Origin of the sequence: Agrobacterium sp. lyk4-40-TYG-31, assembly GCF_030209855.1 — a bacterium.
GTDB classification, from domain to species: Bacteria; Pseudomonadota; Alphaproteobacteria; order Rhizobiales; family Rhizobiaceae; genus Agrobacterium; species Agrobacterium vaccinii.
Genome location: NZ_JARVRE010000008.1, coordinates 132,771 through 157,221, shown reverse-complemented (window position 1 = coordinate 157,221; position 24,451 = coordinate 132,771). Strand labels below are relative to the sequence as shown.

Genomic DNA, 24,451 nt, shown 5'->3' with positions numbered 1-24,451 from the left:
ACGCTTAACTGGCTGATGCGTCACCCCGCATCGCCTGCATATTTCGGAGGTATGGTATGACGGAAACTAGCGCAACAGTGACACTCGGCGATAATAAGGTCGATCTCCCTGTACGAGAAGGCACGATCGGACCCAAGGTCGTAGATATCGGAACGCTGTATAAGAACACCGGCACCTTCACCTACGACCCCGGCTTTACGTCGACCGCCTCTTGCGAATCCAAGATCACGTATATCGATGGCGACGAAGGCGTGCTCCTGCACCGCGGTTACCCTATCGAGCAACTGGCCGAACAGGGCGACTTCCTCGAAACCTGCTATCTGTTGCTTTACGGCGAACTGCCGACAACTGCACAGAAGAAAGACTTCGACACACGCGTAACGCGCCACACAATGGTGCATGAGCAGATGAGCCGCTTCTTCACCGGCTTCCGTCGCGACGCGCACCCGATGGCTGTCATGTGCGGCACGGTCGGCGCGCTCTCCGCGTTCTATCACGACTCCACAGATATTACCGATCCGCACCAGCGCATGGTCGCTTCGCTGCGTATGATCGCGAAGATGCCGACGATTGCGGCAATGGCCTACAAGTACCACATCGGTCAGCCGTTCGTGTATCCAAAGAACGATCTGGATTACGCATCCAACTTCCTTAACATGTGCTTTGCTGTGCCTTGCGAAGACTACAAGGTTGACCCTGTCCTGGCCCGCGCCATGGACCGCATCTTCATTCTCCACGCCGATCACGAGCAGAACGCGTCCACCTCGACCGTTCGTTTGGCCGGTTCTTCTGGTGCAAACCCGTTCGCCTGTATTGCTGCCGGTATCGCCTGCCTCTGGGGCCCTGCCCACGGCGGTGCAAACGAAGCAGCGCTCAACATGCTGAACGAAATCGGTTCGGTCGATCGTATTCCTGAATACATCGCCCGCGCCAAGGATAAGAACGATCCATTCCGCCTGATGGGCTTTGGCCACCGCGTTTACAAGAACTACGATCCGCGCGCCAAGATCATGCAGAAGACCATGTACGAAGTGCTGGAAGCCACGGGCAACCAGGATGATCCGATCATGCAGGTCGCGCTCGAGCTGGAAAAGATCGCCCTTTCCGACCCTTACTTCGTCGAAAAGAAGCTCTATCCAAACGTCGATTTCTACTCCGGCATCACGCTGAAGGCGCTTGGATTCCCCACGACCATGTTCACCGTTCTCTTTGCTCTCGCCCGCACCGTGGGCTGGATTGCTCAGTGGAACGAAATGATCGAAGATCCACAGCAGCGCATCGGTCGCCCTCGCCAGCTCTACACCGGCGAAGCAAAGCGCGACTACACGCCTGTGTCCAAGCGCTAAGCGCGGATATCCATTACGAAAAAAGAAGCCGGGCTCACGCCCGGCTTTTTTTGTTTGCCGATACCCGCGTCCTTTGTCAAAGTCGTACGAAGACATCAGCAAAGGCCAGTCATGATGGAAAAACGACCGCAGATATTGAATCGATCTGACTGGAGCGATGGTGAGGACTTCTGGCAGGGCGAGTTTGAAGGCCGCACTTTCGGAACCAACGCCTCCGTCATGTTCTACACCGTGAACGAAGTGGGCAAAGGCACGTGCCTTCACAAACACCCCTATGATGAAATCTTCATCATGCGGAAGGGCAACGCGCTTTTCACAATCGGTGATCAGGAAATCCGCGCCTCTGAAGGGCAGGTCCTGTTCGGACCCGCCAATATTCCCCACAAATACATCAATCTTGGACCCGGCCCTTTGGAAACGACCGACATCCATGTCGCAGATGTTTTCATTCAGGAAGACCTGGACTGAACATCCAAAATCAATGCGCCGTTACGCCCAGAAACTGTTTCAGCTCCGGCGTCTTGGGTGCCGTAAACACCTCCTCGGGTGGGCCAATTTCATGAACGCGGCCTTCGTGCATGAAGACCACGCGCGAGCACACATCGCGGGCGAATTTCATTTCGTGGGTGACCATGACCAGCGTCATACCTTCCGCCGCCAGTTCCCGCACCACGGCCAGAACTTCCGCGACAAGTTCGGGGTCGAGCGCCGAGGTGATCTCGTCACACAGTAACGCTGTCGGCTGCATGGCAAGGGCCCGGGCAATGGCCACGCGTTGCTGTTGCCCGCCGGAAAGCTCATCCGGGTAGGCGTCGAATTTATGCGCCAGACCAACCCGTTCCAGCATCTTGCGCGCGATTGTTTCCGCTTCCGCCTTGCGCGTTTTCTTGACGACGGTCTGTGACAGCATGACGTTACCGCCGACGGTCAGGTGCGGAAACAGGTTGAACTGCTGGAAGATCATCCCGACTTTCAGACGCAGCGCTTTCAGGTGAATTTCGTCATCCAGAAACTGCGCGCCCGCGACAGAGATAGCACCGGAAGAAAGGGCTTCCAGACCGTTGATGCAGCGGAGCAATGTGGATTTTCCCGACCCGCTTTTGCCGATGATGGCGATGACTTCGCCCGGCTCGATATCGAGATTGATGCCCTTCAAGACTTCATTCGTGCCGTAGCTCTTGCGGACTTCAGTGATTTCGATGAGCGACATTGAGCTTCCTTTCGAGGATCTGGCTGCTTTTCGACAAAGGCCAGCACAGCGCGAAATAAATGAGGGCGACGAGGCCATAGACGGTGAAGGGCTGGAAGGTGGCGTTGGTCACGACCGTTCCGGCCTTGGAAAGCTCCACGAAACCGATGATCGATGTGACAGCCGTTCCCTTGATGACCTGCACGGCAAAACCAACGGTCGGCGGTATCGCCACGCGCATTGCCTGAGGCAAAATGACGTAACGCATCTGCTGCAGGCGCCCCATGCCAAGGCTGGCAGACGCCTCCCACTGCCCCTTCTGAACCGACTCAACGCAACCGCGCCAGATTTCCGTCAAAAACGCTGCCGCCCAGAGAATGAGTGTGATGCCTGCGGCAAGCCAGGCCGGAACATCGATACCCACCAGGCCTAGCCCAAAGAAGGCGATGAAGAGCTGCATCAGCAACGGTGTGCCCTGAAAAAGCTCTACGTAATATTTGGAGAAAACCCGCAGCGATTTCTTTTTTGAAATGCGCATGAAGAGAAGCAAGAGCCCGACAAAGGCACCGCCGATGAAGGAAACGAGCGACAGCAATATCGTCCAGCGCGCGGCTAGAAGCAGGTTTCGCAAAATATCCCAGGTCGAAAACTCTATCATCGGGCGCTCCTTCTGGGAAAAATAAACCCGCCCACGACAAGCAATATCTGCCGCAGAAGAATTGCCAGTGCGAGATAGATGACCGTTGAAACCATATAGGCTTCAAAAGCTCGGAACGTACGGGACTGGATGAAGTTGGCCGCAAAGGTCAGGTCTTCGGCAGCAATCTGAGATACCACCGAAGAGCCGAGCATGACGATGACGACCTGCGACGAAAGCGCTGGCCAGATGCGTTGCAGCGAAGGCACCAGCACCACATGCCGGAACGTCTCGAACCGCGTCATGGCAAGGCTTGCGCCCGCTTCGAACTGTCCCTTCGGCGTTGCCTGAATGCCAGCGCGAATGATTTCGCAGCTATAAGCACCCAGATTGACGACCATGGCTATGTTGGCAGCCGTCAATTCGGTCAGTTGCAATCCCAGCGACGGAAGGCCGAAAAAGATAAAGAAAAGCTGGATCAGAAATGGCGTATTGCGGATCAACTCCACATAAAGCGCGATGGGCGGTCGCAGCCATGTCGGACCCAGTGCCCGAACCCAGGCGCAGAAAATACCGAGCGCAATGCCTAGAACACCACCGATCGCAATCAGTTGGAGCGTAATAAGCACGCCTTTCACGATCACGGGGTAATATTCGAACAGCCACCCGAACTCGAATGCGTAATGCACGAGTGTTCCTTTCGGTGTAAAGAAGACAAGCGCGCCCCGTCAGTTACAGGGCGCGCACTCGAAAGCCTCAAAGGTCTTTCGGCAGATCGGTCTTCAACCATTTCTGGGCAATTGCATTGAGGCTTCCGTCCGCCTTCGCAGCAGTGATAATGGCGTCGATCTTTCCCAGAAGCGCTGGCTGTTCTTTGTTCAGGCCGATGAAGCAAGGGGAATTTTTGATCAGGAATTTCAGCTCTGGCCGCTTCGGCGGGTTCTTTTCCAGAATAGCGGCGGCGACGACGTTGCCGGTCGCAACGGTCTCGACCTGACCGGACAAGAAGGCGGAAATCGTGCCGTTATTGTCCTCGTAACGCTTGATGGTGGCATCGGCAGGCGCAATTTTCGTCAGCTCCAGATCTTCCACCGCACCACGCGTCACGCCGATTGTCTTGCCCGCAAGGTCTTCCGCCTTTTCGATTTTAACGCTGCCAGGTGCAAAAACGCCGTTGAAGAATGGCGCATATGCAACGGAGAAATCGATGACCTTCTCCCGGTCAGGATTCTTGCCGAGGCTGGAAACAACCAGATCGACCTTGTTGGTCTGCAAATAGGGGATGCGGTTTGCGCTGGTCACGGGCACGAGTTCGACCTTCACACCCATCTTCTCCGCGATCAGATTTGCCACGTCGATGTCATAACCGCGCGGCGCCATATCGATGCCGACACTGCCGAATGGCGGAAAATCCTGGGGCACGGCGACACGGATCGTGCCGCGCGATGCGATATCACCGAGCGCATCGGCCAGAACGGGCGTCGTGAAACTTGCGATAGCGGCGATAGCGACCAGAAAAGCCCGTCTATTAAACATTCTGAAATTCCCTTGAGAGTTTGAGGGCACATTGCCTATGCTTTAAGTAAGCAATGCCCGTGCCACTCAGGTTTTCTCAGGAAACTCGGACACTCAAGGGATGCCGAAATGGTCATTTGACTATTTTTTAGTCAACTCAACCGTGTTGATCGCACTGTTTGAGATCACACATGTCTAGTTTGCGTTTTTTCAAAGATCGAGAGCAGGATTTCGGCTCCTACCTCACCCGGCGGTCGCTCCGTATGCAGACGGTCCTGCACCAGCGCAAAACCTTCCAGCATGGCGCGTCGCTGCAACGTGTCTGATGAAAGGCGCTCGGCCCAGCGCAGCATGGAGCCAGCCCGCACGACCTCGTTGATATATTCCGGCACCACCGCGTAATCCGCGATCAGGTTCGGCAAGGCACCCGTCCATGTCTTGATGCGCCGACTCAGCATCGTGAAAATCCAGTCGGTTTTGTAGACGGACACCACAGGCACATTCGCAAGCGCAAGCTCCAGAATGACAGTGCCGGACGCTGCAATGGCCGCATCCGCCTGCGCAAACGCCTGCCATTTGAAGTCCGAGCCGACGCCTATCTCGGGGCGCGTATGATCAGGCCATGATGCTGCCAGTTCGCAAATGCGGCTTTCCTGCCGCGTCACAGTCGGCAACACGAACCGCGTTGGACCGTTGCGCTCCACAAATGCACTTGCCGCATCCTTGAAAGGCTCCATCAGACGCGTGGTCTCCGTAGACCGTGAACCGGGCAGCAAAAGAATCGTTCTCGGCTCAGTCGCCTGTGGGACGTTTCGCTCGGCACGCAGAGCCCTGACACGCAGCAGATCTGCGTCCACACTCAGGCGATGACCGACAAAGGTCGTCGGCGGGCCACCCAGACGCCGCATTGTCTCAGGCTCGAATGGCAGCAGCGCCAGAACGTGATCGACATAGGACAGCATCGCAGTGGCGCGCTGCTCTTTCCACGCCCACACACTCGGGCACACATAATTGACAACCGGCATATCCGGTATAGCCTTGCGGACGCGCTTGGCCACCCGGTGGGTAAAATCGGGGCTATCGATGATCAGCAACACATCCGGGCGCGCGGCGACAATGGCGTTGGCCGTTTCCTTGATGCGTGATATCAGTTGCGGCAGCTTTTTCAGCACTTGGGTAAAACCCATGATCGACAATTCGGAATAGTCGAACAGCGAAACAAGGCCCTCGCCCGCCAGCCCCTCGCCACCCACGCCAACCAGCTCGACTCGTCCGGCATATTGCGCCTTCAGCGACCGGATGAGATCGGCACCCAGCAAGTCGCCGGAAACTTCGCCTGCGATGACGCCAAGTTTCAACACAGCTTCCGTCACATCATGTCTCCTGAAATACCCGTATCGATCCCACAGACGAACAGACCTGCGGCATCCGCCGCCTCCAGCATCGCGTCACGATCCAGCACGAATGCCCTGCCCGCCTCCACAGCAATCCCGGCAAGCCCCGCCTTCGCGGCGTTCTGAACGGTCGAAGGGCCGATGGTGGGTAGATCTGCGCGGATATCCTGTTGTGGCTTGCACAGCTTGACGAGAACGCCTTTTCTGCGGCTGGAAATACGCCCTTCTGCGCGCAGCGACGCAACGCGCGCCAGCATGCCATCCGTGCCTTCGACGCCCTCAAGCGCCACCAGACGTCCGCCCACGGAAACCGCGCCCTGCCCCACATCCAACGCACCCAGCGCAAGGGCCGCTTTTGCAGCTTTTGCAATGTCACGCCGATCATCGTCGCTGGGTGTGATCTTGCCAAGAGAACCGGTGGTTGCCAGCAATCCCGGCGCTATTTCATGGGCACCGATCACTCGCGCGCCCTGCGCTTCGATCAAGCCGATCACCATTTGCAGAACGGTATCATCGCCGCCGGATAACAGTGTGCGAATGATGGAGGGCATTTTCGCGACCATTTTCAGATTTGGTCTGATTTCGCGCCATTCCGGCCTGCGCGAAACCCCGCCGGATAAAACCACACGGTCTATCTTCCGCTCTGACAGCACGCGGCCAAGGCTGGAAACATCGCCGACGCTGATCGTGATATTGTCGAAATGCGACCAGTCCAGATCAGCCTCGTTTTTGAGGCGGATGATGAAGGGCGTTTCCCCCGCCAGTTCTGCGGCCTCCGCCACATAATAGGGAAAGAAACCGCTACCGGCGATGATGGCGAGACGCCCCGCACCCGCAGACACGGATTATTTGCCGCGGTTGGGCGAAGAAATGGCCCGGTCGTTTGCAGCAGCGATAAAGTCGATGATCTCAAGCGCCTGCGGGCAATCCGTATAGTCTTCGCGAACAGCCGCCGCATTGGTGCGCACGTTGCCTTCGCTCTCGAAGATTTGCTTGTAGGCGCGGCGCACCTTGTGAATCTCGGCGCGCTCGATGCCAGCCCGGGTCATACCAACGATGTTGAGACCGCTGAGAATGCCGGGATTGCCGTTCAGCATGCCATAGGGAATGACATCATAGCTGACGGCAGAGAGACCACCGATAAAGGCCTGACGTCCAACGCGCGTGAACTGATGCACGGCCGAACCGCCGCCCAGAATGGCACGGTCTTCCACGGTCACATGGCCCGCCAGCATGACATTGTTGGACAGAATGATGTTATTGCCCAGCCGGCAATCATGCGCCACATGCGCGTAGGCCAGAAACAGATTATTGTCGCCGACGACAGTCGTGCCACCATGCTCCACAGTGCCGGTGTTCATCGTCACACCCTCGCGAATGGTGCAATTCTCACCGATCACCAGCGTCGTATCGACGGCGCTGTGATGTGCGCTCTGGGAATCACCGCCGATGACGGCAGATGGCCAGATGGTCGTACCCTTGCCGACCGTGGTGCAGCCGAGCACGACAACGTGGCTGACGAGTTGCACACCCTCATGCAGCGTCACCTTCGGCCCGACATGGCAGAACGGCCCGATGACGACATTTTCGCCGATGACCGCACCGTCTTCGACAAATGACATGGGATGAATTTGCGCCGAAGCCGCAACTGTGCTCATTGCTGATCCTCGGGGATCATCATCGCGCCGATATCGGCTTCCGCAACGAGAACGCCATCGACCTTGGCGTCGCAATGGAATTTCCACACATTGCCGCGCTGACGTTGCTTGACCACGTAAATCTCCAGCCGGTCGCCGGGAATGACGGGCTTGCGGAAGCGCGCATTGTCGATGGTCATGAAGTAGACGAGATGGCCGCCATCGCCCTGCTTGCGCGCACAGATCGCACCCGCCGTCTGTGCCATGGCTTCCACGATCAAAACGCCCGGCATGATCGGACGATCAGGGAAATGTCCCGTGAAATGGGGCTCGTTGACCGTAACGTTCTTGATGCCCGTTGCCGAATTGTCGGCATCGATATCGATGATCTTGTCGATCAGCAAAAACGGGTAACGATGCGGCAGCAGCTTCATGACTTCGAGGATGTCAGCCGCGCCGAGCGTCGTCTTTGTTTCTTCAGACATTTTTGTCTCCTGTCTTCTTATCTCGCTCTTCGGCGCGCGCCAGCAACTCTGCCATATCACGAAGGAAATGTTTGATAGGCCGCGCCGGTACACCGCCGTATTTCGCTCCAGCAGGCACATCGGCAACGACACCACTCATGGCGGCAATCTGCGCGCCGTCGCCAATGTTGATATGTCCATTGATGCCGCTTGCACCACCAATCATGACGCCATCGCCAATCCGGGTGCTGCCCGCAATACCGACCTTGCTGACGATGCCGCAGTGGCGCCCAATGCGAACATTATGTCCGATCTGCACCTGATTATCGATCTTGGTGCCTTCACCAATCACAGTGTCATCCATCGTGCCGCGATCGATTGTCGTGTTCGCACCGATCTCTACATGATCCTGAATGATGACGCGACCGATCTGCACGATTTTCAACATCCCGCGGGGACCGGGCGCATAGCCAAATCCGTCCTGCCCGATGCGCGCACCATTGTGAATGATGACACTATTGCCGACCAGGGCGGACAGAATGCTCGCACCGGCAGCGATAGTGCAATCACGCCCGATCTGAACCTCGGCACCAATAATCGCCCCTGCCCCGATCCGCGTACCTGTGCCGATATTGGCGTTGGCACCGATCACCGCAAAAGGTTCGATGACAACATCGCCTTCGATTTTCGCCGAGGGATCGATGTGAGCCGCAGGCGATATTCCCGAGAGATTGCCAACGACAGGAGATGGCCTCATCGCCAAAGGATGCAACAGAGCTCCGGCCTGGGCAAAAATCGTATGGGGGTTCTTCGAGATGAGCGCTGGAATGTGGTCTGGAACGAGCTTTCGCAACGCCTCATCGCATATAACGGCAGCCGCTTCGCACGTCAGCAGTTCGTCTCGGTTCTTGCGGGAAAGAATGTAGCAAAGCTGGTCGGACTTTGCCCGATACACCGGCGATATGGACCGCACGACGCGATCTCCAGCAGCCTCATCAGACAGTTCCGCCCCAAGACGGTCTGCGATATCTTTCAATCGCATGCCATCATGGGGCGGAAAAAAATCATTATATTCCATCAACCAGATACTCCAGAACGTTCAAACTCGCAGTTCTGGACTGCCGATATCAGAAAGTGTTGGACATGCCAAACCGGAAATTCTGCACTTCGTCGTAGTCTTCCTTCATGAACGGCACTGCGTAGTCTACACGCAGAGGACCGAACGGTGAAGCCCACATGATACCGATACCAGCGGATGCACGGATCGAGCTGTCGTCCTGAACATTTTCCGTGGCGGCGGTACGAACCTTGTTGCCGTAAAGCGTACCGGCATCAACGAAGCCTGCGAGACGAAGACCAAAGTCCTCAGGAACACCCGGCATAGGCGCGGTAACTTCCGCAGAAGCAGCAAAGTATGTCGTGCCACCGATCGCATCGTCACCGATACGCGGACCGATACCGTCGTTCTCGAAGCCGCGGATTACACGACCACCGATCTTGAACTGATCGAAGACAAGCAGGTTGTCACCTGTCGGCGCAACATAACCAGCCTGACCTGTCAGCGAGCCGATGATGTCATATTCGTCAGACAGCGTGTGGTAGTAACGAGCCTTGGCGTAAATCTTGTAGTACTCGGAGTCACCACCAAGTCCTGCAAACTCATTGGTCAACGCACCCTGCCAGCCTTCGCGCGGCATGTTGCGATCGTCCAGGCTGTTATAGGCCAGTGTGTTCGAGATAATGGACTGGGTCCAGTTTCCACCGTTGATCAGGTCAACATACGGGCTCGCTAGATTAACGTAATTACCTGCGCCATCAACTGCGTCGTAATCACCACGACCATCATACTTGATCTGCTTATAAGTGTACTTGAACGTCGTCGCCAGATTTTCGGTGATCGGAGCTGTTACGCGAAGTGCGAAGCCCTGCTCATCGTAATCGTAGTAATCTTCGCTCGAGCTCTGGCTCTTGAACAGGTCGAAACCTGCTGCAAGGCGGTAGCCGAGGAAGTAAGGCTCGGTGAAGGACAGGTTGTAGCTACGCGCGTCATCCTGACCAGCACCTGCGGCAATACGGATGTACTGGCCGCGACCGAGGAAGTTCTTTTCTTCGATAGACGCTTCGAGAAGCGCACCGTCATTCTGCGAGTAGCCAGCACCGATACCGAAGGAGCCAGTTGCCTGATCTTCGACATCCACCACGATCACAACGCGGTCCGGGGCGCTGCCCTGAGACGTGCTGATGTTGACCTTGGAGAAGTAGCCGAGAGCTTCAAGACGACGCTTAGCGGCTGACACAACGGTCTGGTTGAAGGCGTCGCCTTCGCTGATGTCGAATTCGCGGCGGATAACATAGTCACGCGTACGTGTGTTGCCGCGGATTTCGATACGCTCGACGTAAGCGCGTTCGCCCTGATCGACGATGTAGGTAACACCTATGGTGTTGCCAGACATGTCGCGGTCGCCGCGTGGTGTTACTCGTGCAAATGGATAGCCTTCAGCAGAGACGCGCTTGGAAATCGCTTCCATGCTCTGCTGAACTTCCTTGGCGCTGTAGTTGGAGCCAGAGCGTGTCTCAACGAGGCCCTGCAGTTCCGAACCATCGACACCTGGAACGGTCGACTCGACGCCGACGTTACCGAATGCGTAACGCTGACCTTCGTCCACCGTGATGGTGATTGTGTATTCGTTGCTTGCTTCGTCCAGAACGGCATCAGAGCCCGTTACGCGGAAGTCGGCGTAACCACGGTTGTAATAGAACTGGCGCAACGCTTCTTCGTCAGCGCGCAACTTGTCCTCATTGTAGACATCCTTACGCGTCAGGAATGACAGCATGTTAGATTTCTTGGTGTTGAGAACCGCAGCAAGGCGACCGTCGCTGTAGGCATTGTTGCCGACGAAGTCGATGCGGGCAATCTTCGTGCGCTCGCCTTCGTTGATGACGAAAGCGAGGTTGACGCGACCCTGACCAACGGGAACGACCTGTGTCGTGACCTGGATGTCGCTACGGCCGATGGCAGCGTAGGCTTCCTTGATGCGGGCGATATCAGCCGTTACCAGTGTCTGGTCGTATGGACCGAGAGACTGTGTCTGCACGATGCCCTGAAGCTTGTCGTCCTTGATCTTGCGGTTGCCGTTGAACACGACCTGATTGACCAGATTGTTTTCACGCACCGTCACGACCAGCGTGCTACCGGAAACGCTCATGCTGACGTTGGAGAAGTAACCGGTCGCGTAAAGACGCTTCACCGACTCATCGATATCTGCGTTGGAAAAGTTCCGACCGGGAGCAATTGTGATGTTGGAGCGCACGGCATCCGCACCAGAGCGTTCAGCGCCCCGCACATCCACACGCTGGATCACTGCTGCATTTGCAACACCGGAAGAAGCAAGCACTCCCAGAGCTGCGACCGAAGAAACACCAGCAGACAGCGCAACCGCCGACACCGCGTTCAAAAATCTTGAACCAGCCTTCATTTTCAATTCTTACCTTTTCCCGTTGTCCCTCAGCGGGCGGAACCCGACTCCGGCCATCTGCGTCGTTTTACCTGCTTTTCCTCTACAAGCAAGCCCGACCGTTAATTTCTGTTTACTTCGCAAGCAACCGTGGCTCAATCGCCACTTTGGCTTCAAAACAAGGTAAACGCCCCCTTAATAAACAGACTAAAAAGCCCGATTCAGCCGATCAAGCTGCTGATATCATTCCATGTGGCAAATACCATCAAACTGAAAATCATGGCAAGACCGATACGGAAAGCGACTTCCTGCGCACCTGTACCTAGCGGTCTGCCACGGATCGCCTCGATAGCATAAAACACCAGATGCCCCCCGTCCAGAACCGGCACAGGCATCAGGTTGAGAAGGCCGATGGAAACCGAAAGCAAGGCTGCAAGCTGGATAACGGCGGCAAAACCGAGCGACGCCATCTGTCCTGACGCCTGCGCAACACGCACCGGTCCACCCAACTGGTCGGCATTCATGCGGCCTGTCACGAGGTTGCCAATATAGGCGAATGTGCCGGTTACGACATGACCCGTCTCGCGGACACCCTCAACCAGCGCTTCGCCCGGCGAATAGGTCACATGCCTGAAGTTTCCACGGGTCTGATCGGTTACAATGCCGATGATTCCCAGTTCCATCTTGTTGCCGAACTGGTCCGTCGTCTCGGTGCGAGTCGGCACCATCGGCAGGTTGAGCTGCTGTCCGTTGCGCTCCACAGTGACCGTGATCGGCGTTGCCGGACGGACCGCCACATAGCGGCGGACATCCTCGAATGTCTTGACGTTTTCACCGTCGATTGCCACCAGCCGGTCGCCTGGCAGAACGCCAGCGGTCTGCGCGGCACTGTTTTCGCGTACTTCGGACACGATAGGATCTGAGATCATGCGGCCATAGATGGTGAAAAGCGCCGCGAATATGAGAATCGCCAAAATGAAATTCGCGATCGGGCCAGCAGCGACCGTCGCTGCTCTTTTCCACAACTTTGCGCCTGCCAAGGTCTGCGCCCGCTCTTCCAGCGTCAGTCCGGAAAGGCTGTCGCTGTCCGGCTTGCTGGAAACATCCTCGTCTCCGAAGAATTTGACATAGCCACCGAGGGGAATGGCGGAAATCTTCCACCGCGTTCCGCGCTTGTCGGTAAAGCCGATCAGTTCAGGCCCGAAACCAACCGAAAAAGCTGTGGATCGAATGCCGCACCAGCGCCCGACGAGGTAATGACCCATCTCGTGAACGAAAACGAGGAGAGAGAGGACGAGAATGAACGGCACTATGTACCCGGTCAAGAACCCAACCGTCGCCGTTATCATATCCATACCCAACCCAGCCTTTCGCTATTGCCTGTTCAACGCTACCGTCAGAACCCCGGCAGAATTCCGCCGCCCGACCCTGGCACATCACCGGTTATCGCCGCGTGAACAACAGCAATGAGGAATACGGTAAAGCAGGCAAAAACAAGACCGTCAACCCGGTCCATAAAGCCGCCGTGACCGGGTATGAGATTGCTGGAATCCTTGACCTTGAAACGGCGCTTGATGAATGATTCGAAGAGATCACCGATCTGGCTGAATACGGATAGCACCAGCGCCATTCCTAAAACGATCATGCTGACGCGACCGTGATAGGTCGCAGCCACCGCCGCACCCGCCAGCACGCCGGATACCGTGCCGCCAATGGCACCGGACCAGGTCTTGCCGGGAGAGATCGCCGGTGCGAGCTTCGGGCCGCCAATGGCGCGCCCAACGAAATACGCCAGAATATCCGTGGCCCAGACAATCGCGAAGACGAAGACCATGGCTGCGAAGCCCGTCAACTCATCGCCCCGTATGGCTGCTAGAGAAATACCGCTAAGGCCCGCATAGACGATGCCGCCCACCAGCCACCAGTTCTTCCCTCGCAACACTGGAAAAAGCGCCGCCGTCAGCGCAAAGCCTGACAGCAGAGGCAAATCGAGCGACGATTCCCCGAAGATCGTATTGCCGCTCATCACCGCCACGGAAAACCAGCCCCAGGCATAGCCAGTCGGATTGGTGTCGGACAGCTTGGTGATGGTGCTCCATTCGTAATAGATCAGCAGCGCAAGAAGGCCCGCCACGAGACGGAACATCATGCCGCCGTACCACGTGGCCGTCAGAATAACGGCTGCGAGCACGATGGCGGAGATGATCCGCAGCCTTAGTTCCCGGCTCATCAGGCACCCGCCAGAGCGACTTGACCGGACAGGCCGCCGAACCTGCGGTCACGCGTCATATACTGGTCGATGGCCGAGAAAAACGTCTTGCGGTCGAAGTCCGGCCAGAAGTCGGGAATGAACAGAAATTCCGAATAGGCAGCCTGCCACAACATGAAGTTGGAGAGCCGCTCTTCACCGCTGGTGCGGATAATGAGATCGGGATCGGGCATCCCAGCGGTATCGAGACGCGCAGCAATGGCGTCGGGATCGATATCGGACGCATCGATGAGACCGGCGGCAACATCGCGTGCAAGCGAGGCGGCAGCGCGGGCGATTTCATCGCGAGACCCGTAATTGAAGGCAATGATCAGCGTCAGAGCCGTATTTTCCGCCGTCATCTGCTCGGCTTCGATCAGCAGGTTGCGGATATCGTCCTTCAGACTTTCCCGGTCGCCAATGACGCGAACCCGCACATTTTCCTTGTGCAGATCGGCCAGATCTCGACGGATGAAGGCCTTGAGAAGCCCCAACAGATCGCTGACTTCCGATTCGGGCCGGCGCCAGTTCTCCGAGGAGAAGGCGAACAACGTCAGATATTTGAGCCCGCATTCGCCAGCGGCGCGCACGGTTTCGCGCACAGCCTCCACCCCACGGCGGTGGCCCATGATGCGCGGAAGTCCGCGCTGCTTTGCCCAACGCCCGTTGCCATCCATAATGATGGCAACATGCTCAGGGTGTGAGGAACGTTTAATGTCCGACATCTCGATCCAGTGTAAAGCAGCGCGGAATGAAAAGATAAAATCTGCAGTGGCCTGACGGCAGACTATACCTGCATGATTTCTCTTTCTTTCTCTCCAAGCAAGCGATCAATATCCAAAATCGTGTCATCCGTCATCTTCTGAACCTTGTCGGATTGTGCACGGCTTTCATCCTGACCGATGTCACCATCCTTTTCGGCTTTTTTCAGACCGTCCATACCATCGCGCCGAACGTGGCGAATGGCAACCTTTGCTTTTTCCGCGTAATCATGCGCGACCTTGACGAGCGACTTGCGGCGCTCCTCGTTCAGCTCCGGCAGGGGAATGCGCAGGTTCTGGCCATCCACAATCGGGTTGAGGCCGAGGTTGGACTCGCGGATTGCGCGGTCGACGGCACCCACCATCGACTTGTCCCAGATGTTGACGCCCAGCATGCGCGCTTCCGGCACGGTAATGTTGGCCACCTGCGACAGCGGGACGCGCGAGCCATAGGCGTCAACGGTCACCGGGTCCAGGATGTTGGCAGATGCGCGACCCGTGCGCAGCGAAGCGATATCGCTCTTGAAGGCGTTGATGGCGCCGTCCATGCGGCGCTTGATATCGTTGAGGTCAATACCACTCATTTTCATACTCCATCAGTTCTGGCCAAGAGGGCCTCAATGTCACAGCGCGGAATCAACGCCGTATGTTACTTGTCGTGCACGATGGTCTTGCGACCGCCACCCGTCAATATTTGCGCAAAACCGCCCTTCTCGTGGATGGAGAAGACGATGATCGGAATGTGGTTTTCGCGCGCCAGGGCAACGGCCGCGACATCCATGACCGCAAGCCCCTTGCCCAGCACTTCCGAATGCGTCAGTTCCTCGAAACGGGTCGCTGTCGGGTCTTTCTTCGGGTCGGCGGAATAGATGCCGTCCACCTGCGTACCCTTGAAGATCGCTTCCGCACCCATTTCGGCGGCGCGCAGCGCAGCGGCGGAATCGGTGGTGAAGAACGGGTTGCCTGTGCCACCTGCGAAAATCACGACGCGGCCCTGCGACAGATGGTGCACGGCTGCGCGCTGCGAGAAGCTCTCGCAGATTTCCGGCATGGCGATGGCCGAGAGAACGACGGTGTCGAGATCCAGCTTGCGCAGAGAGGTCGCGAGCGCCAACGCGTTGATGACGGTGCCCAGCATGCCCATGTGGTCGCCAGTCACGCGGTCGCCGCCCTTGGAGGCAACGGCCACACCGCGGAAAATATTACCGCCACCCACGACGACACCCACTTCGACGCCCATGGCTCTCGCCTCGGCAATGTCGGAGGCAATGCGGTCTGCGACGGCAACATCGATGCCGAAACCCTGATTGCCCATGAGGGCTTCGCCCGACGCCTTGAGAAGAACACGTTTATAAAGCGGCTTGGAAGACATCATGACTCCTTCAAACATGTCGCGCACGGCCATGCACAGTTTGCAGTGACGACATGCGGAAACTTGAGAAACCACAGCACGGACGAATCTGAACGATCCCAAAGTGCTGCAGGATATAACCGCATCGCCGATACACGAAGGGCACCGCGTTGTCACGCGATGCCCCGTAGTTTTCCAGTATTAGAGCGCCGTGCGTCCTTTTCGGACGCACAAAGGACGCTCTAACCCTTTGAATCTACGCATCGTGCTTTACAAAAATCGACTTCGATTTTTGTGCCGATGCGCTAGGGTAAAGAGATCAGCCCTTGGCGACCGCAGCAACTTCAGCAGCGAAGTCGCTTTCTTCCTTTTCAATGCCTTCGCCGAGCAGCAGGCGAGCCATACCGACGACTTCGATCTTCGCGCCAGCTTCCTTTTCAGCTTCCTTGACGGCATCACCAACTGTGAGGTCAGGGTTGATGACGAAGGCCTGCGACAGAAGAGCGACTTCTTCGAAGAACTTGCGCATACGACCATCGACCATCTTTTCGATGATGGCTTCTGGCTTGCCGGATTCGCGAGCCTGCTCGATGAAAACGTTGCGTTCGCGTTCAGCAACAGCAGCATCGACTTCTTCAGCACGAATGGCGAGCGGGTTGGTCGCAGCAATGTGCATGGCAACCTGACGACCGATGGATGTCAGAACAGCCTTGTCACCCTCGGACTTCAGCGCGACGAGAACGCCGAGCTTGCCGATGCCGTCGCCAGCAGCGTTGTGAACGTAGGTCGCAACAACGCCGTGCTCGACTTCGAGCAGAGCCGAACGGCGCAGCGTCATGTTTTCGCCGATGGTGGCGATTGCGTCCTTGATGGTGTCGGCAACGGTCTTGCCGGTCGCTGGGTAAGTCGCAGCAGCAACGGCATCAACCGTACCGTCTGTCGTCAGCGCAACGGAAGCAACGCCACGGACGATGTCCTGGAAAGCGTCGTTACGAGCAACGAAGTCGGTTTCGGAGTTGATTTCGACAACGACAGCCTTGTGGCCGGCAGATGCGATACCGACGAGACCTTCAGCAGCCGTACGACCAGACTTCTTGTCAGCCTTGGCGATACCCTTGGCGCGCAGCCAGTCGATTGCAGCTTCCATGTCGCCACCGGTTTCGGCCAGCGCCTTTTTGCAATCCATCATGCCTGCGCCGGACTTCTCGCGCAGTTCCTTAACCATTGCGGCTGTGATTTCGCTCATTGTGTGCCTCTTGTCGGTTCGTCGGTCACGGCGCGATTGCGGCCCGACCGAAATCGGATTTTGGGAACGAATGTACCCGGAACTGTGACAGGCTGATGAAACAGCCACCACGAAACTTCAAAAAACCGCGCCCATGCCCTGGAGGACTGCGCGATTTAAACGAACAAGGCCGTCGAACTTTCTAGTCCAGAACGGCCTTGTCAGATCCTGATTGGTGAGGCGGCATCAAGATGCCGCCCAAAGGCCGACTATCAGGCGCCAGCTTCGTCTTCGAGCGCAGGCTCGATCGGAGCTTCTTCGGAAGCGCCGATGTCGCGACCGGAAGAGCCCTGCTGACGTGCGATACCGTCGATGGCAGCGCGAGCGATCAGATCGCAATACAGCGAAATGGCGCGCGATGCGTCGTCGTTACCGGGGATCGGGAAATCGATCTGGTCCGGGTCGCAGTTGGAGTCGATGATTGCAACGACCGGAATGCCAAGACGCTTGGCTTCTTCGATTGCGATCTTTTCCTTGTTGGTGTCGATGATGAACATCAGGTCAGGAACGCCGCCCATATCGCGGATACCGCCGAGAGCCTTTTCAAGCTTTTCGCGTTCGCGCTCAAGGTTCAGGCGCTCTTTCTTGGAGTAGCCGGAAGCGTCGGAGTTGAGGATTTCGTCGACCTTGCGCAGGCGCTGGATCGAGTTCGAAATCGTCTTCCAGTTGGTCATCATGCCGCCGAGCCAACGCGAGTTGACGTAGTACTGAGCGGAGCGCTTTGCGCTGTCTGCGATGATTTCAGAAGCCTGACGCTTCGTGCCAACGAACAGAACGCGACCACCACGGGCAACCGTGTCGGACACGACCTGAAGGGCGCGCGACAGCAAAGGAACCGTCTGCGCCAGGTCGATGATGTGAATGTTGCTGCGGTCGCCGAAGATGTACGGCTTCATCTTTGGGTTCCAGCGATGTGTCTGGTGACCAAAGTGAACGCCAGCTTCCAGAAGCTGACGCATAGAGAAATCGGGCAATGCCATGCCTAGTTATCCTTTTCCGGTTGAACCCCCGCGAAGCAAACAGCGCCATCAAGATGGCACCACCGGGCGGAACGATCCGGATTTCTCCCGGAACATCCCAAGCTTCGCGTGTGGAATGGTGTGCCGCATACAGCCAGTTTCGATAGAAAGCAAGCAATTATGCGGAAAAAGACGAAATCGATCGGCGCGTCGATCAACGCATCGGCTTGTTCTCGCAGCTTTCAGGCTGGAGAATATCGAGTTTTGCGAGTTTTCCCGTCAAAACGAAATCGCCATAGTCCATCGTCAGGTCACGGGTAATCCCGTTCTCGTAGAGTTTGAAGGACATGCGATAGATCGGCAGCGAATCGGTACCGCTCTTGTCGTTGTAATAGGCAATGGTCACCGGCCAGAACGGAGTTTTCGCAAAATCTCCTGCCTTGCCCGCATCCGCGTCGCCATCAGCTGGCGTCTGCTGCTTACCCACAAGTGTGGAGGTGATCAGGCTTTCATCGCCATCATCGGAACCATCGAAAACGCGCGACTCGAAGATGCGTTTGCCAAGCTTAGCATTCTCGATGACCTGAAACATATGCTCGGTCGGAAACTCGCCAGCGACCAGATCGATCTTGCGGGCGTCTGGCTTGGTCAGGTCGATAGTCATCGCGCCGTTCGAATCGGCTGCGGACCCGGTGACTTCCTTGTCCAGCTTATCGTCCGTGAAGGATTTGGTTTCGAAAGTGAACTTCTTGGAGCCCGGATCTTCGAACGTCGTCGTCTGCTGGTCCGTCATCCGCACGGTATCGCCTGTGCTGATCTGGGTGACGAAGCGAAAGTCGGTCTTGTAGCCTTTGCAGGAGGAGCCGGTGAACTCATAGACCATTCTGCCGGTCATGCCTTCGATGCCCGAGCGGTCGGACGCGTCCTTCAGTTCGAGATCGTAGACAGCACGATGTGAGATCAGGTTTGGCACCGCGGCAGGCACAGCACCGGCAACCGTGGGCACCATCAGGAAGGTGCCAGAAGCAAGGGCAATGACGAGGTTCCTGACAAACATTCAATATCTCCTGTTGGACTCGCCGCTCATATTGTACAAGCAACCGCCCGGCTTTCGGACATCATGCTCTGTCTGCCGGATTTTTGAAAGATTTACAACAAAAGCGGAGACGAAAATGTCGGATGCAATCGAAGCTCGCCTTAAAGAACTGGGCTACACCCTGCCCGCTGCCGCTGCACCGGCTGCGAACTATGTGCCGTTCACCATCAGCGGCAATCTGCTGTATATTTCAGGCCAGTTGCCCATGGAATCCGGCAAGATTGCGGTCACGGGCCATGTCGGTCGCGATGTCGATGTTGCAACCGCCCAGCGCGCAGCCGAACTTTGCGCGGTCAACATTCTTGCACAGGTTAAGGCCGCTCTGAATGGCGATCTGTCGAAAGTCCGCCGCGTGCTGAAGCTCAACGGTTTCGTCGCTTCAGTTCCCGAATTCACCGAACAGCATCTGGTTATCAATGGTGCGTCCAATCTCATAGCCAATGTGCTGGGTGATGCCGGAAAGCACGCACGCGCTGCTGTCGGCATGGCCTCCCTGCCCTTCAACGCCTCCGTAGAAATCGACGCCATCGTGGAAATCGACGTATGACACTGAAACTTTCCTGGCTGACGGCACAGCCCGTTGCCCATCGCGGCTATCACGACCAGAACAAGACGGTCTGGGAAAACACACTGACAGCGTTCTCGCGTGCCATCGAAGCCGGTTACGCCATCGAATGCGATCTGCAACTGGCATCCGACAGTGTCCCTGTTGTCTTCCACGATGACGAAATGACGCGCCTGACCGGCATCAAGGGCGATGTGCGGGAACGCACTTCCGGTGAACTCGGCCTCCTCTCGGTCGGCCAGACCAAGGACCGCGTTCCCACGCTCAAGCAGCTCTTGAAGCTATGTGCTGGAAAGGTTCCGCTTGTTCTGGAACTCAAGGGCCGCCAAGGCGCTGGCGTCGATGACGGCTTTGCCGAGGCGGTGCTGGAGGTGCTGGAGGGCTATGAAGGTCATGTGGCGCTGATGAGCTTCGATCACCATCTGCTGAAAGACCTCAAGACTGCCGGGTCGCCTTGGCCGCTGGGTCTGACCGCCGAAGGCTCAAAGCCCGAAGACTTCTTCAAGCACGATGAAGCCATGCAGATCGGCCTCGATTTCATTTCCTACGCCTGGGCCCATCTGCCCAACAGCTTCATCGAGGCACAGAGAAAACTTGGGCTTCCTGTGATTACATGGACGGTCATGGATGAAAATGCCCGCGCGACCACCTATAAATATGCTGACCAGATGACGTTCGAAGGTTTCGATCCGAAACAGGGACCTACGGCCAGCGCATGAGCCAAGAATATTCCATTCGCGTAGAGCAGTCCTTCGCGGACATCGACCCGGAAAGCTGGAGCGGGCTTTCAGGCACGTCGAAATCTACGCGAACGGATACCTACAACCCCTTCATATCGCATGCCTTTCTATCATCGTTAGAGCAATCGGGTTCTGCGGCGGCCAAGACCGGCTGGCGCGGCCATCACCTGCTGCTTGAAACGGGTGATGGAACACTTGTGGGCGCGATACCGGCCTACCTTAAAAGCCACAGCCAGGGCGAATATGTCTTCGATCATGGCTGGGCGGATGCGCTGGAGCGGGCTGGAGGCAATTATTATCCGAAGCTGCAATGCTCCGTGCCCTTCACGCCCGCAACCGGACCACGGCTTTTGACCAGCGGGATCGATGACGCGGCCTTTCGGCAAGTATTGGCGTCAGGCCTGCGGCAGGTCACCGAGAAAATCGGCGTATCCTCGGCACACGTCACATTCGCACCGAATGGTGACATCGACGCTTTGCTGGGCGAAGGCTTTCTTCCCCGCACCGACCAGCAATTTCATTTCATCAACAACGGCTACCGCGACCACGCCGATTTTCTCGATGCGCTCGCGTCTCGCAAGCGCAAGGGCCTGAAAAAAGAACGCCGCGCAGCACTCGAAAACGGCATCGAAATCGACTGGCTTACCGGCAGCGATCTGACCGAAGACATCTGGGACCAGTTCTACAAATTCTACATGGACACTGGCAGCCGTAAATGGGGCCGACCGTACCTCACCCGCCAGTTCTACTCGCTGATCGGCGAACGCATGGCAGAGGACGTCCTGCTGATCATGGCCAGGCGCGAGGGCCGTTACATTGCAGGCGCCATCAACTTCATCGGTGGAGACGCGCTTTACGGTCGCCATTGGGGCTGCATCGAAGACCACCCCTTCCTACATTTCGAAGTCTGCTACCATCAGGCCATCGATTTCGCTCTGGCGAAGGGCCTGAAGCGTGTGGAGGCTGGCGCGCAGGGCGAGCATAAGCTGGCACGCGGCTACACCCCCGTCACCACCCATTCGGCCCACTTCATCACGCATCCGGGCCTGCGGCGCGCAATTGCCGATTATCTGGAGCGGGAGCGTAGCGAAGTGGAAGAGATCAGCGGCTATCTTGACGACCACAGCCCATTCCGCAAAGGCGAGCGTCTGGAAACCGACGACTAAGGACAACAGCATTTCGAGGAGAATTCCCATGACGGCAGCTTACGACACCGACAATATCTTCGCCAAAATCCTGCACGGCGAAATTCCCTGCGTAAAGGTTCACGAAGACGACGATACGCTTGCTTTCATGGATGTCATGCCGCAAGCACCCGGCCATCTCCTCGTCATCCCCAAGACAGCTTCACGCAACATGCTGGATGCCGACCCTCAAGTGCTGGCGAAAACCATCGCCGTGGTCCAAAAACTCGCCGTCGCCGCAAAACAGGCCTTCGATGCGGATGGTGTCTACATCGCGCAGTTCAACGAACCCGCAGCAGGCCAGACCGTCTTCCACCTGCATTTCCACATCGTCCCCCGCAAGGAAAACGAACCGCTCAAACCCCATAGCGGTGCAATGGCCGATGGCGCTTTGCTGAAAGAGCACGCGGAGAAAATCAAGGCCGCGCTTTGAACTCCACGGTCAATCAACCGTGACACCGACCATTCTTTCAGGCGACAGGCCGGATGTTGCGGTATTCGCGAGCGCGTTAACAATGCCACGCGAGATCGGATAGACTACGGCGAAACAAGCGATTCCGCCCCATACATCCGCCAGATGATGCCCGCCCTGCACCAGCACGGCTGGTAGCATCAGCACGTTTAAAATACCGATCGTGACGACGAAAAAGATATGTCTTGGCACGAAGACGACAGACATCAGCGCCATGAAAATGTGGAATGACGGAAAGCCGATCAGTCCAAGAATATTGGATGGTGAGAGATAACCAGCGCCTTCCGCACCCAACCGCATCAATTCACGCCCATACTCCGGGGTGACCGCCAGCGGAATGGCAAGCGTCACCCACTCTGGTAGTGTGTGGTAGGCTTTCGCGCCGAAGGTGGGGAAGATCACCCAGAAGCAGATGCTGACAATGGCGCCAATCGTGCCGGTCAGAAGAAAACAATACAGCATCCTTTCCTTACCCGTAAAACCCAGCATGATGAGGATGACGAGCAGTTGCGGGAGGGTCGTCATATAGACGACGTAGAGCGCCTTCCCCACTATGGGATAGGTCGCAGCCCATGTGACGATGGCGGGCCAACTGTAGCCGACAGCAGCGTCGATGCGCATCAACACCTCATCGATCGGCTGAAATGAGATCGGCAGAAAGACATAGTTGAACATCGACGCGAAGATCGTGAAAAGCACGTAGAGCCCCGACGCGGTCAGCACGGTTGCCAGCCGCGCGTCCCTGCCACGATACCGGTAATATTGTCCTATGATAATCGGCAAAATGCCGGTCGCCAGGCTGACGGCGTAGCCCAAAACGTCTACGTCGATGGATTTCCGATAGATGAAGAACCCATCGAAACAAGCCAGTAAGAAAATGACGGCAAATAACAAACGCTCAATCGGCAAAAGAAACATTCGGGCCACGTTGTTGTTCAAAATAATAGTGAAAATGAACTAATCGATCATTCGCCGAAATTCATCACCATTATATTAAAAACAACATTCCAGCCGCCAGAACGACTAACGGCGCCACGACGCCAACGAACACTTTCTGGCCGCTTGCTAGAAAAGCCGCAAACCCCAGCCCAGCAGCCCCTATCCGCAGCCACATCGGAGACTGCTCCAGTACGCCGGTGGGAAACACGATCAGCTTTGCGGTAACGGCCATGACGAGGGCCGTGGCGACCGCGCGGACCCAGTTCAGGACTTCGGAGCCCTCTTTCAGCCGATTGCCCGCGATCACGCCCAGCCATCGCCAGAGATCGGTGGCGAGCCAGCCAGCAATCGCGATGAAGAGGTAGGGTGCCCACCATGCGTCCGGGATCATGGTTCGCCCTCCACGGTCACGTGCTCGATTTTGCGGCGAAACCAGAAACGGTCGATCAGGTAGGCCAGCGTGCCGCCACCGATACCGGCATAGAGAATATCGAATTCCGGCTCGATGACCGCAAACAGCGGCCCAGCGATCACGCCGATGATGAAGGCCACTTTGACCACCGTGTGTCGGGCGGATGCCCAGATGGATGACACGAAATAAACGGGCGTCAGAAAGAACAGAATCCCCGCGACCAGCGGCGGAAAGGCAGCGACGAGACCGTAGCAAACGGCGACGATAACGGCGTTCACCAGCGTCAAGGTCATGCCGAACCCTGCGAACCAGGCAACCCGCGCTTCGCGCGGCACCTTGCTCAGGTTCTGCGTGGCAAAGACCCAAGCGGTGATGGCGACGAAATGGGAGAGAAATAGCAGCACCCATGTGGGTGTCTTTGCGGTGCGCATTTCCGGCACGATGGAGGCCACCATCGGCATCATACGGATGGAAGACAGCGTCACCACCAGAAAGCAGGTCGCCAGCCCCGCGCCGCTGGTCATCGCACCGATCAGGATCATCTTGGCTGGAAGCGCCCAGATGGTGAGCGTCATGAACACGGCCTCACCGCGCGGCACCCCGGACTCCAGAGCAAAAGCGCTGAAGCCAACGAACGAGGTCATGAGAATGAGCGATGGCAGCGAGAAAATGCCCTTCATGCCTCTGAAAAACCAGAGATAGATGGGCTCCGCAGGGTGTTCTAAAGGCATGTCGTTATCCGGTATAGATAAAAATAAAGTGCCGGGCATAAAGCCCGGCACTTGTCAGTCTTATGGTACCG

General features: G+C 56.9%; 27 protein-coding genes. 6 read left to right on the top strand and 21 right to left on the bottom strand.

All coding sequences use genetic code 11. The features are described from left to right. The first annotated feature begins 56 nt into the window (after nt 1-56). On the top strand, nt 57-1,346 hold the full coding sequence (gene gltA, locus QRN55_RS16535; protein WP_111838299.1) for a citrate synthase: 1,290 nt from the start codon (nt 57-59) through the stop codon (nt 1,344-1,346). Between the two features lie 114 nt (nt 1,347-1,460). Then, on the top strand, nt 1,461-1,814 hold the full coding sequence (locus QRN55_RS16530; protein ID WP_284777568.1) for a cupin domain-containing protein: 354 nt from the start codon (nt 1,461-1,463) through the stop codon (nt 1,812-1,814). Nucleotides 1,815-1,824: 10 nt separating this feature from the next. On the opposite strand, the gene QRN55_RS16525 is transcribed toward QRN55_RS16530, so the two are convergent. The 18 genes from QRN55_RS16525 to QRN55_RS16440 all read right to left on the bottom strand — a co-directional run bounded on the left by QRN55_RS16525 (nt 1,825) and on the right by QRN55_RS16440 (nt 19,298). Further along, nucleotides 1,825-2,556 carry an amino acid ABC transporter ATP-binding protein gene (locus QRN55_RS16525; protein ID WP_111838298.1) on the bottom strand — a complete coding sequence of 244 codons (732 nt, stop codon included), beginning with the start codon at nt 2,554-2,556 and terminating at the stop codon, nt 1,825-1,827. Further along, nucleotides 2,534-3,193, bottom strand: a complete 660-nt coding sequence (locus tag QRN55_RS16520) for an amino acid ABC transporter permease (RefSeq protein WP_111838297.1) — start codon at nt 3,191-3,193, stop codon at nt 2,534-2,536. The genes QRN55_RS16525 and QRN55_RS16520 overlap by 23 nt, the downstream gene beginning before the upstream one ends. Then, nucleotides 3,190-3,861 carry an amino acid ABC transporter permease gene (locus tag QRN55_RS16515; RefSeq protein WP_111838296.1) on the bottom strand — a complete coding sequence of 224 codons (672 nt, stop codon included), beginning with the start codon at nt 3,859-3,861 and terminating at the stop codon, nt 3,190-3,192. Before QRN55_RS16515 ends, QRN55_RS16520 begins: the two co-directional genes overlap by 4 nt. Nucleotides 3,862-3,928: 67 nt before the next feature. After that, nucleotides 3,929-4,708, bottom strand: a complete 780-nt coding sequence (locus QRN55_RS16510; RefSeq protein WP_111838295.1) for a transporter substrate-binding domain-containing protein — start codon at nt 4,706-4,708, stop codon at nt 3,929-3,931. Nucleotides 4,709-4,872: 164 nt separating this feature from the next. Continuing rightward, nucleotides 4,873-6,060 carry a lipid-A-disaccharide synthase gene (gene lpxB / locus QRN55_RS16505; protein WP_111838294.1) on the bottom strand — a complete coding sequence of 396 codons (1,188 nt, stop codon included), beginning with the start codon at nt 6,058-6,060 and terminating at the stop codon, nt 4,873-4,875. Next, nucleotides 6,057-6,923 carry an LpxI family protein gene (locus tag QRN55_RS16500; protein WP_284777520.1) on the bottom strand — a complete coding sequence of 289 codons (867 nt, stop codon included), beginning with the start codon at nt 6,921-6,923 and terminating at the stop codon, nt 6,057-6,059. The genes lpxB and QRN55_RS16500 overlap by 4 nt, the downstream gene beginning before the upstream one ends. 3 nt (nt 6,924-6,926) lie before the next feature. Beyond that, nucleotides 6,927-7,739: an acyl-ACP--UDP-N-acetylglucosamine O-acyltransferase gene (gene lpxA / locus QRN55_RS16495; protein ID WP_111838292.1), complete on the bottom strand. Its 813-nt coding sequence runs from the start codon at nt 7,737-7,739 to the stop codon at nt 6,927-6,929. Then, nucleotides 7,736-8,203 carry a 3-hydroxyacyl-ACP dehydratase FabZ gene (fabZ, locus tag QRN55_RS16490; protein ID WP_062589693.1) on the bottom strand — a complete coding sequence of 156 codons (468 nt, stop codon included), beginning with the start codon at nt 8,201-8,203 and terminating at the stop codon, nt 7,736-7,738. Before fabZ ends, lpxA begins: the two co-directional genes overlap by 4 nt. Then, entirely contained in the window at nt 8,196-9,260 is a 1,065-nt protein-coding gene (gene lpxD, locus QRN55_RS16485; protein ID WP_233123377.1) for a UDP-3-O-(3-hydroxymyristoyl)glucosamine N-acyltransferase, read from the bottom strand. The genes fabZ and lpxD overlap by 8 nt, the downstream gene beginning before the upstream one ends. Before the next feature lie 49 nt (nt 9,261-9,309). Next, a complete protein-coding gene (gene bamA, locus QRN55_RS16480; RefSeq protein WP_233123379.1) occupies nt 9,310-11,658 on the bottom strand; it encodes an outer membrane protein assembly factor BamA in 2,349 nt (782 codons plus the stop codon). Between the two features lie 200 nt (nt 11,659-11,858). Beyond that, entirely contained in the window at nt 11,859-12,986 is a 1,128-nt protein-coding gene (rseP, locus tag QRN55_RS16475; RefSeq protein WP_502871343.1) for an RIP metalloprotease RseP, read from the bottom strand. A gap of 47 nt (nt 12,987-13,033) precedes the next feature. Continuing rightward, nucleotides 13,034-13,867, bottom strand: a complete 834-nt coding sequence (locus QRN55_RS16470; RefSeq protein ID WP_284777518.1) for a phosphatidate cytidylyltransferase — start codon at nt 13,865-13,867, stop codon at nt 13,034-13,036. After that, a complete protein-coding gene (locus QRN55_RS16465; protein ID WP_112499921.1) occupies nt 13,867-14,610 on the bottom strand; it encodes an isoprenyl transferase in 744 nt (247 codons plus the stop codon). The genes QRN55_RS16470 and QRN55_RS16465 overlap by 1 nt, the downstream gene beginning before the upstream one ends. Before the next feature lie 62 nt (nt 14,611-14,672). Beyond that, nucleotides 14,673-15,230: a ribosome recycling factor gene (gene frr, locus QRN55_RS16460; protein WP_111838286.1), complete on the bottom strand. Its 558-nt coding sequence runs from the start codon at nt 15,228-15,230 to the stop codon at nt 14,673-14,675. 65 nt (nt 15,231-15,295) lie between these two features. Then, nucleotides 15,296-16,018, bottom strand: coding sequence for a UMP kinase (gene pyrH / locus QRN55_RS16455; RefSeq protein ID WP_111838285.1), 723 nt, complete (start codon nt 16,016-16,018; stop codon nt 15,296-15,298). Between the two features lie 298 nt (nt 16,019-16,316). Continuing rightward, on the bottom strand, nt 16,317-17,243 hold the full coding sequence (tsf, locus tag QRN55_RS16450; RefSeq protein ID WP_112499919.1) for a translation elongation factor Ts: 927 nt from the start codon (nt 17,241-17,243) through the stop codon (nt 16,317-16,319). A 251-nt stretch (nt 17,244-17,494) separates the two neighbouring features. After that, entirely contained in the window at nt 17,495-18,262 is a 768-nt protein-coding gene (gene rpsB / locus QRN55_RS16445) for a 30S ribosomal protein S2 (protein WP_111838283.1), read from the bottom strand. A gap of 193 nt (nt 18,263-18,455) precedes the next feature. Next, nucleotides 18,456-19,298, bottom strand: a complete 843-nt coding sequence (locus QRN55_RS16440) for a cell envelope integrity EipB family protein (protein ID WP_502871340.1) — start codon at nt 19,296-19,298, stop codon at nt 18,456-18,458. A 115-nt stretch (nt 19,299-19,413) separates the two neighbouring features. On the opposite strand from QRN55_RS16440, the gene QRN55_RS16435 reads away from it, so the two are divergent. Genes QRN55_RS16435 through QRN55_RS16420 form a run of 4 tightly spaced genes read left to right on the top strand, consistent with a single transcriptional unit; the run spans nt 19,414 to nt 22,259 of the window. Further along, a complete protein-coding gene (locus tag QRN55_RS16435) occupies nt 19,414-19,884 on the top strand; it encodes a RidA family protein (RefSeq protein ID WP_284777517.1) in 471 nt (156 codons plus the stop codon). Next, complete coding sequence (locus QRN55_RS16430; protein WP_284777516.1) at nt 19,881-20,621, top strand: glycerophosphodiester phosphodiesterase; 741 nt, start codon at nt 19,881-19,883, stop codon at nt 20,619-20,621. Before QRN55_RS16435 ends, QRN55_RS16430 begins: the two co-directional genes overlap by 4 nt. Beyond that, on the top strand, nt 20,618-21,808 hold the full coding sequence (locus QRN55_RS16425; RefSeq protein ID WP_284777515.1) for a GNAT family N-acetyltransferase: 1,191 nt from the start codon (nt 20,618-20,620) through the stop codon (nt 21,806-21,808). Before QRN55_RS16430 ends, QRN55_RS16425 begins: the two co-directional genes overlap by 4 nt. A 28-nt stretch (nt 21,809-21,836) precedes the next feature. Then, entirely contained in the window at nt 21,837-22,259 is a 423-nt protein-coding gene (locus QRN55_RS16420) for an HIT family protein (RefSeq protein ID WP_284777514.1), read from the top strand. A gap of 9 nt (nt 22,260-22,268) precedes the next feature. Here the strand turns inward: QRN55_RS16420 and QRN55_RS16415 are convergent, their stop codons facing one another. The 3 genes from QRN55_RS16415 to QRN55_RS16405 all read right to left on the bottom strand — a co-directional run bounded on the left by QRN55_RS16415 (nt 22,269) and on the right by QRN55_RS16405 (nt 24,380). Beyond that, complete coding sequence (locus tag QRN55_RS16415; protein WP_284777513.1) at nt 22,269-23,216, bottom strand: phosphatase PAP2 family protein; 948 nt, start codon at nt 23,214-23,216, stop codon at nt 22,269-22,271. A 70-nt stretch (nt 23,217-23,286) separates the two neighbouring features. Next, a complete protein-coding gene (locus QRN55_RS16410) occupies nt 23,287-23,628 on the bottom strand; it encodes an AzlD domain-containing protein (RefSeq protein ID WP_284777512.1) in 342 nt (113 codons plus the stop codon). Next, nucleotides 23,625-24,380 (bottom strand): AzlC family ABC transporter permease, encoded by a 756-nt coding sequence (locus QRN55_RS16405; protein WP_284777511.1) that lies wholly within the window; start codon nt 24,378-24,380, stop codon nt 23,625-23,627. The genes QRN55_RS16410 and QRN55_RS16405 overlap by 4 nt, the downstream gene beginning before the upstream one ends. Nucleotides 24,381-24,451 lie beyond the last annotated feature (71 nt).

Bases quoted from the DNA above. Each gene is read 5' to 3' on its own strand.
- gltA (WP_111838299.1), top strand. From the start codon at position 57: ATGACGGAAACTAGCGCAACAGTGACACTCGGCGATAATAAGGTCGAT.
- QRN55_RS16530 (WP_284777568.1), top strand. From the start codon at position 1,461: ATGGAAAAACGACCGCAGATATTGAATCGATCTGACTGGAGCGATGGT.
- QRN55_RS16525 (WP_111838298.1), bottom strand. From the start codon at position 2,556: ATGTCGCTCATCGAAATCACTGAAGTCCGCAAGAGCTACGGCACGAAT.
- QRN55_RS16520 (WP_111838297.1), bottom strand. From the start codon at position 3,193: ATGATAGAGTTTTCGACCTGGGATATTTTGCGAAACCTGCTTCTAGCC.
- QRN55_RS16510 (WP_111838295.1), bottom strand. From the start codon at position 4,708: ATGTTTAATAGACGGGCTTTTCTGGTCGCTATCGCCGCTATCGCAAGT.
- lpxA (WP_111838292.1), bottom strand. From the start codon at position 7,739: ATGAGCACAGTTGCGGCTTCGGCGCAAATTCATCCCATGTCATTTGTC.
- fabZ (WP_062589693.1), bottom strand. From the start codon at position 8,203: ATGTCTGAAGAAACAAAGACGACGCTCGGCGCGGCTGACATCCTCGAA.
- lpxD (WP_233123377.1), bottom strand. From the start codon at position 9,260: ATGGAATATAATGATTTTTTTCCGCCCCATGATGGCATGCGATTGAAA.
- bamA (WP_233123379.1), bottom strand. From the start codon at position 11,658: ATGAAGGCTGGTTCAAGATTTTTGAACGCGGTGTCGGCGGTTGCGCTG.
- rseP (WP_502871343.1), bottom strand. From the start codon at position 12,986: ATGATAACGGCGACGGTTGGGTTCTTGACCGGGTACATAGTGCCGTTC.
- QRN55_RS16470 (WP_284777518.1), bottom strand. From the start codon at position 13,867: ATGAGCCGGGAACTAAGGCTGCGGATCATCTCCGCCATCGTGCTCGCA.
- QRN55_RS16465 (WP_112499921.1), bottom strand. From the start codon at position 14,610: ATGTCGGACATTAAACGTTCCTCACACCCTGAGCATGTTGCCATCATT.
- frr (WP_111838286.1), bottom strand. From the start codon at position 15,230: ATGAGTGGTATTGACCTCAACGATATCAAGCGCCGCATGGACGGCGCC.
- pyrH (WP_111838285.1), bottom strand. From the start codon at position 16,018: ATGTCTTCCAAGCCGCTTTATAAACGTGTTCTTCTCAAGGCGTCGGGC.
- tsf (WP_112499919.1), bottom strand. From the start codon at position 17,243: ATGAGCGAAATCACAGCCGCAATGGTTAAGGAACTGCGCGAGAAGTCC.
- rpsB (WP_111838283.1), bottom strand. From the start codon at position 18,262: ATGGCATTGCCCGATTTCTCTATGCGTCAGCTTCTGGAAGCTGGCGTT.
- QRN55_RS16440 (WP_502871340.1), bottom strand. From the start codon at position 19,298: ATGTTTGTCAGGAACCTCGTCATTGCCCTTGCTTCTGGCACCTTCCTG.
- QRN55_RS16435 (WP_284777517.1), top strand. From the start codon at position 19,414: ATGTCGGATGCAATCGAAGCTCGCCTTAAAGAACTGGGCTACACCCTG.
- QRN55_RS16430 (WP_284777516.1), top strand. From the start codon at position 19,881: ATGACACTGAAACTTTCCTGGCTGACGGCACAGCCCGTTGCCCATCGC.
- QRN55_RS16425 (WP_284777515.1), top strand. From the start codon at position 20,618: ATGAGCCAAGAATATTCCATTCGCGTAGAGCAGTCCTTCGCGGACATC.
- QRN55_RS16420 (WP_284777514.1), top strand. From the start codon at position 21,837: ATGACGGCAGCTTACGACACCGACAATATCTTCGCCAAAATCCTGCAC.
- QRN55_RS16415 (WP_284777513.1), bottom strand. From the start codon at position 23,216: ATGTTTCTTTTGCCGATTGAGCGTTTGTTATTTGCCGTCATTTTCTTA.
- QRN55_RS16410 (WP_284777512.1), bottom strand. From the start codon at position 23,628: ATGATCCCGGACGCATGGTGGGCACCCTACCTCTTCATCGCGATTGCT.
- QRN55_RS16405 (WP_284777511.1), bottom strand. From the start codon at position 24,380: ATGCCTTTAGAACACCCTGCGGAGCCCATCTATCTCTGGTTTTTCAGA.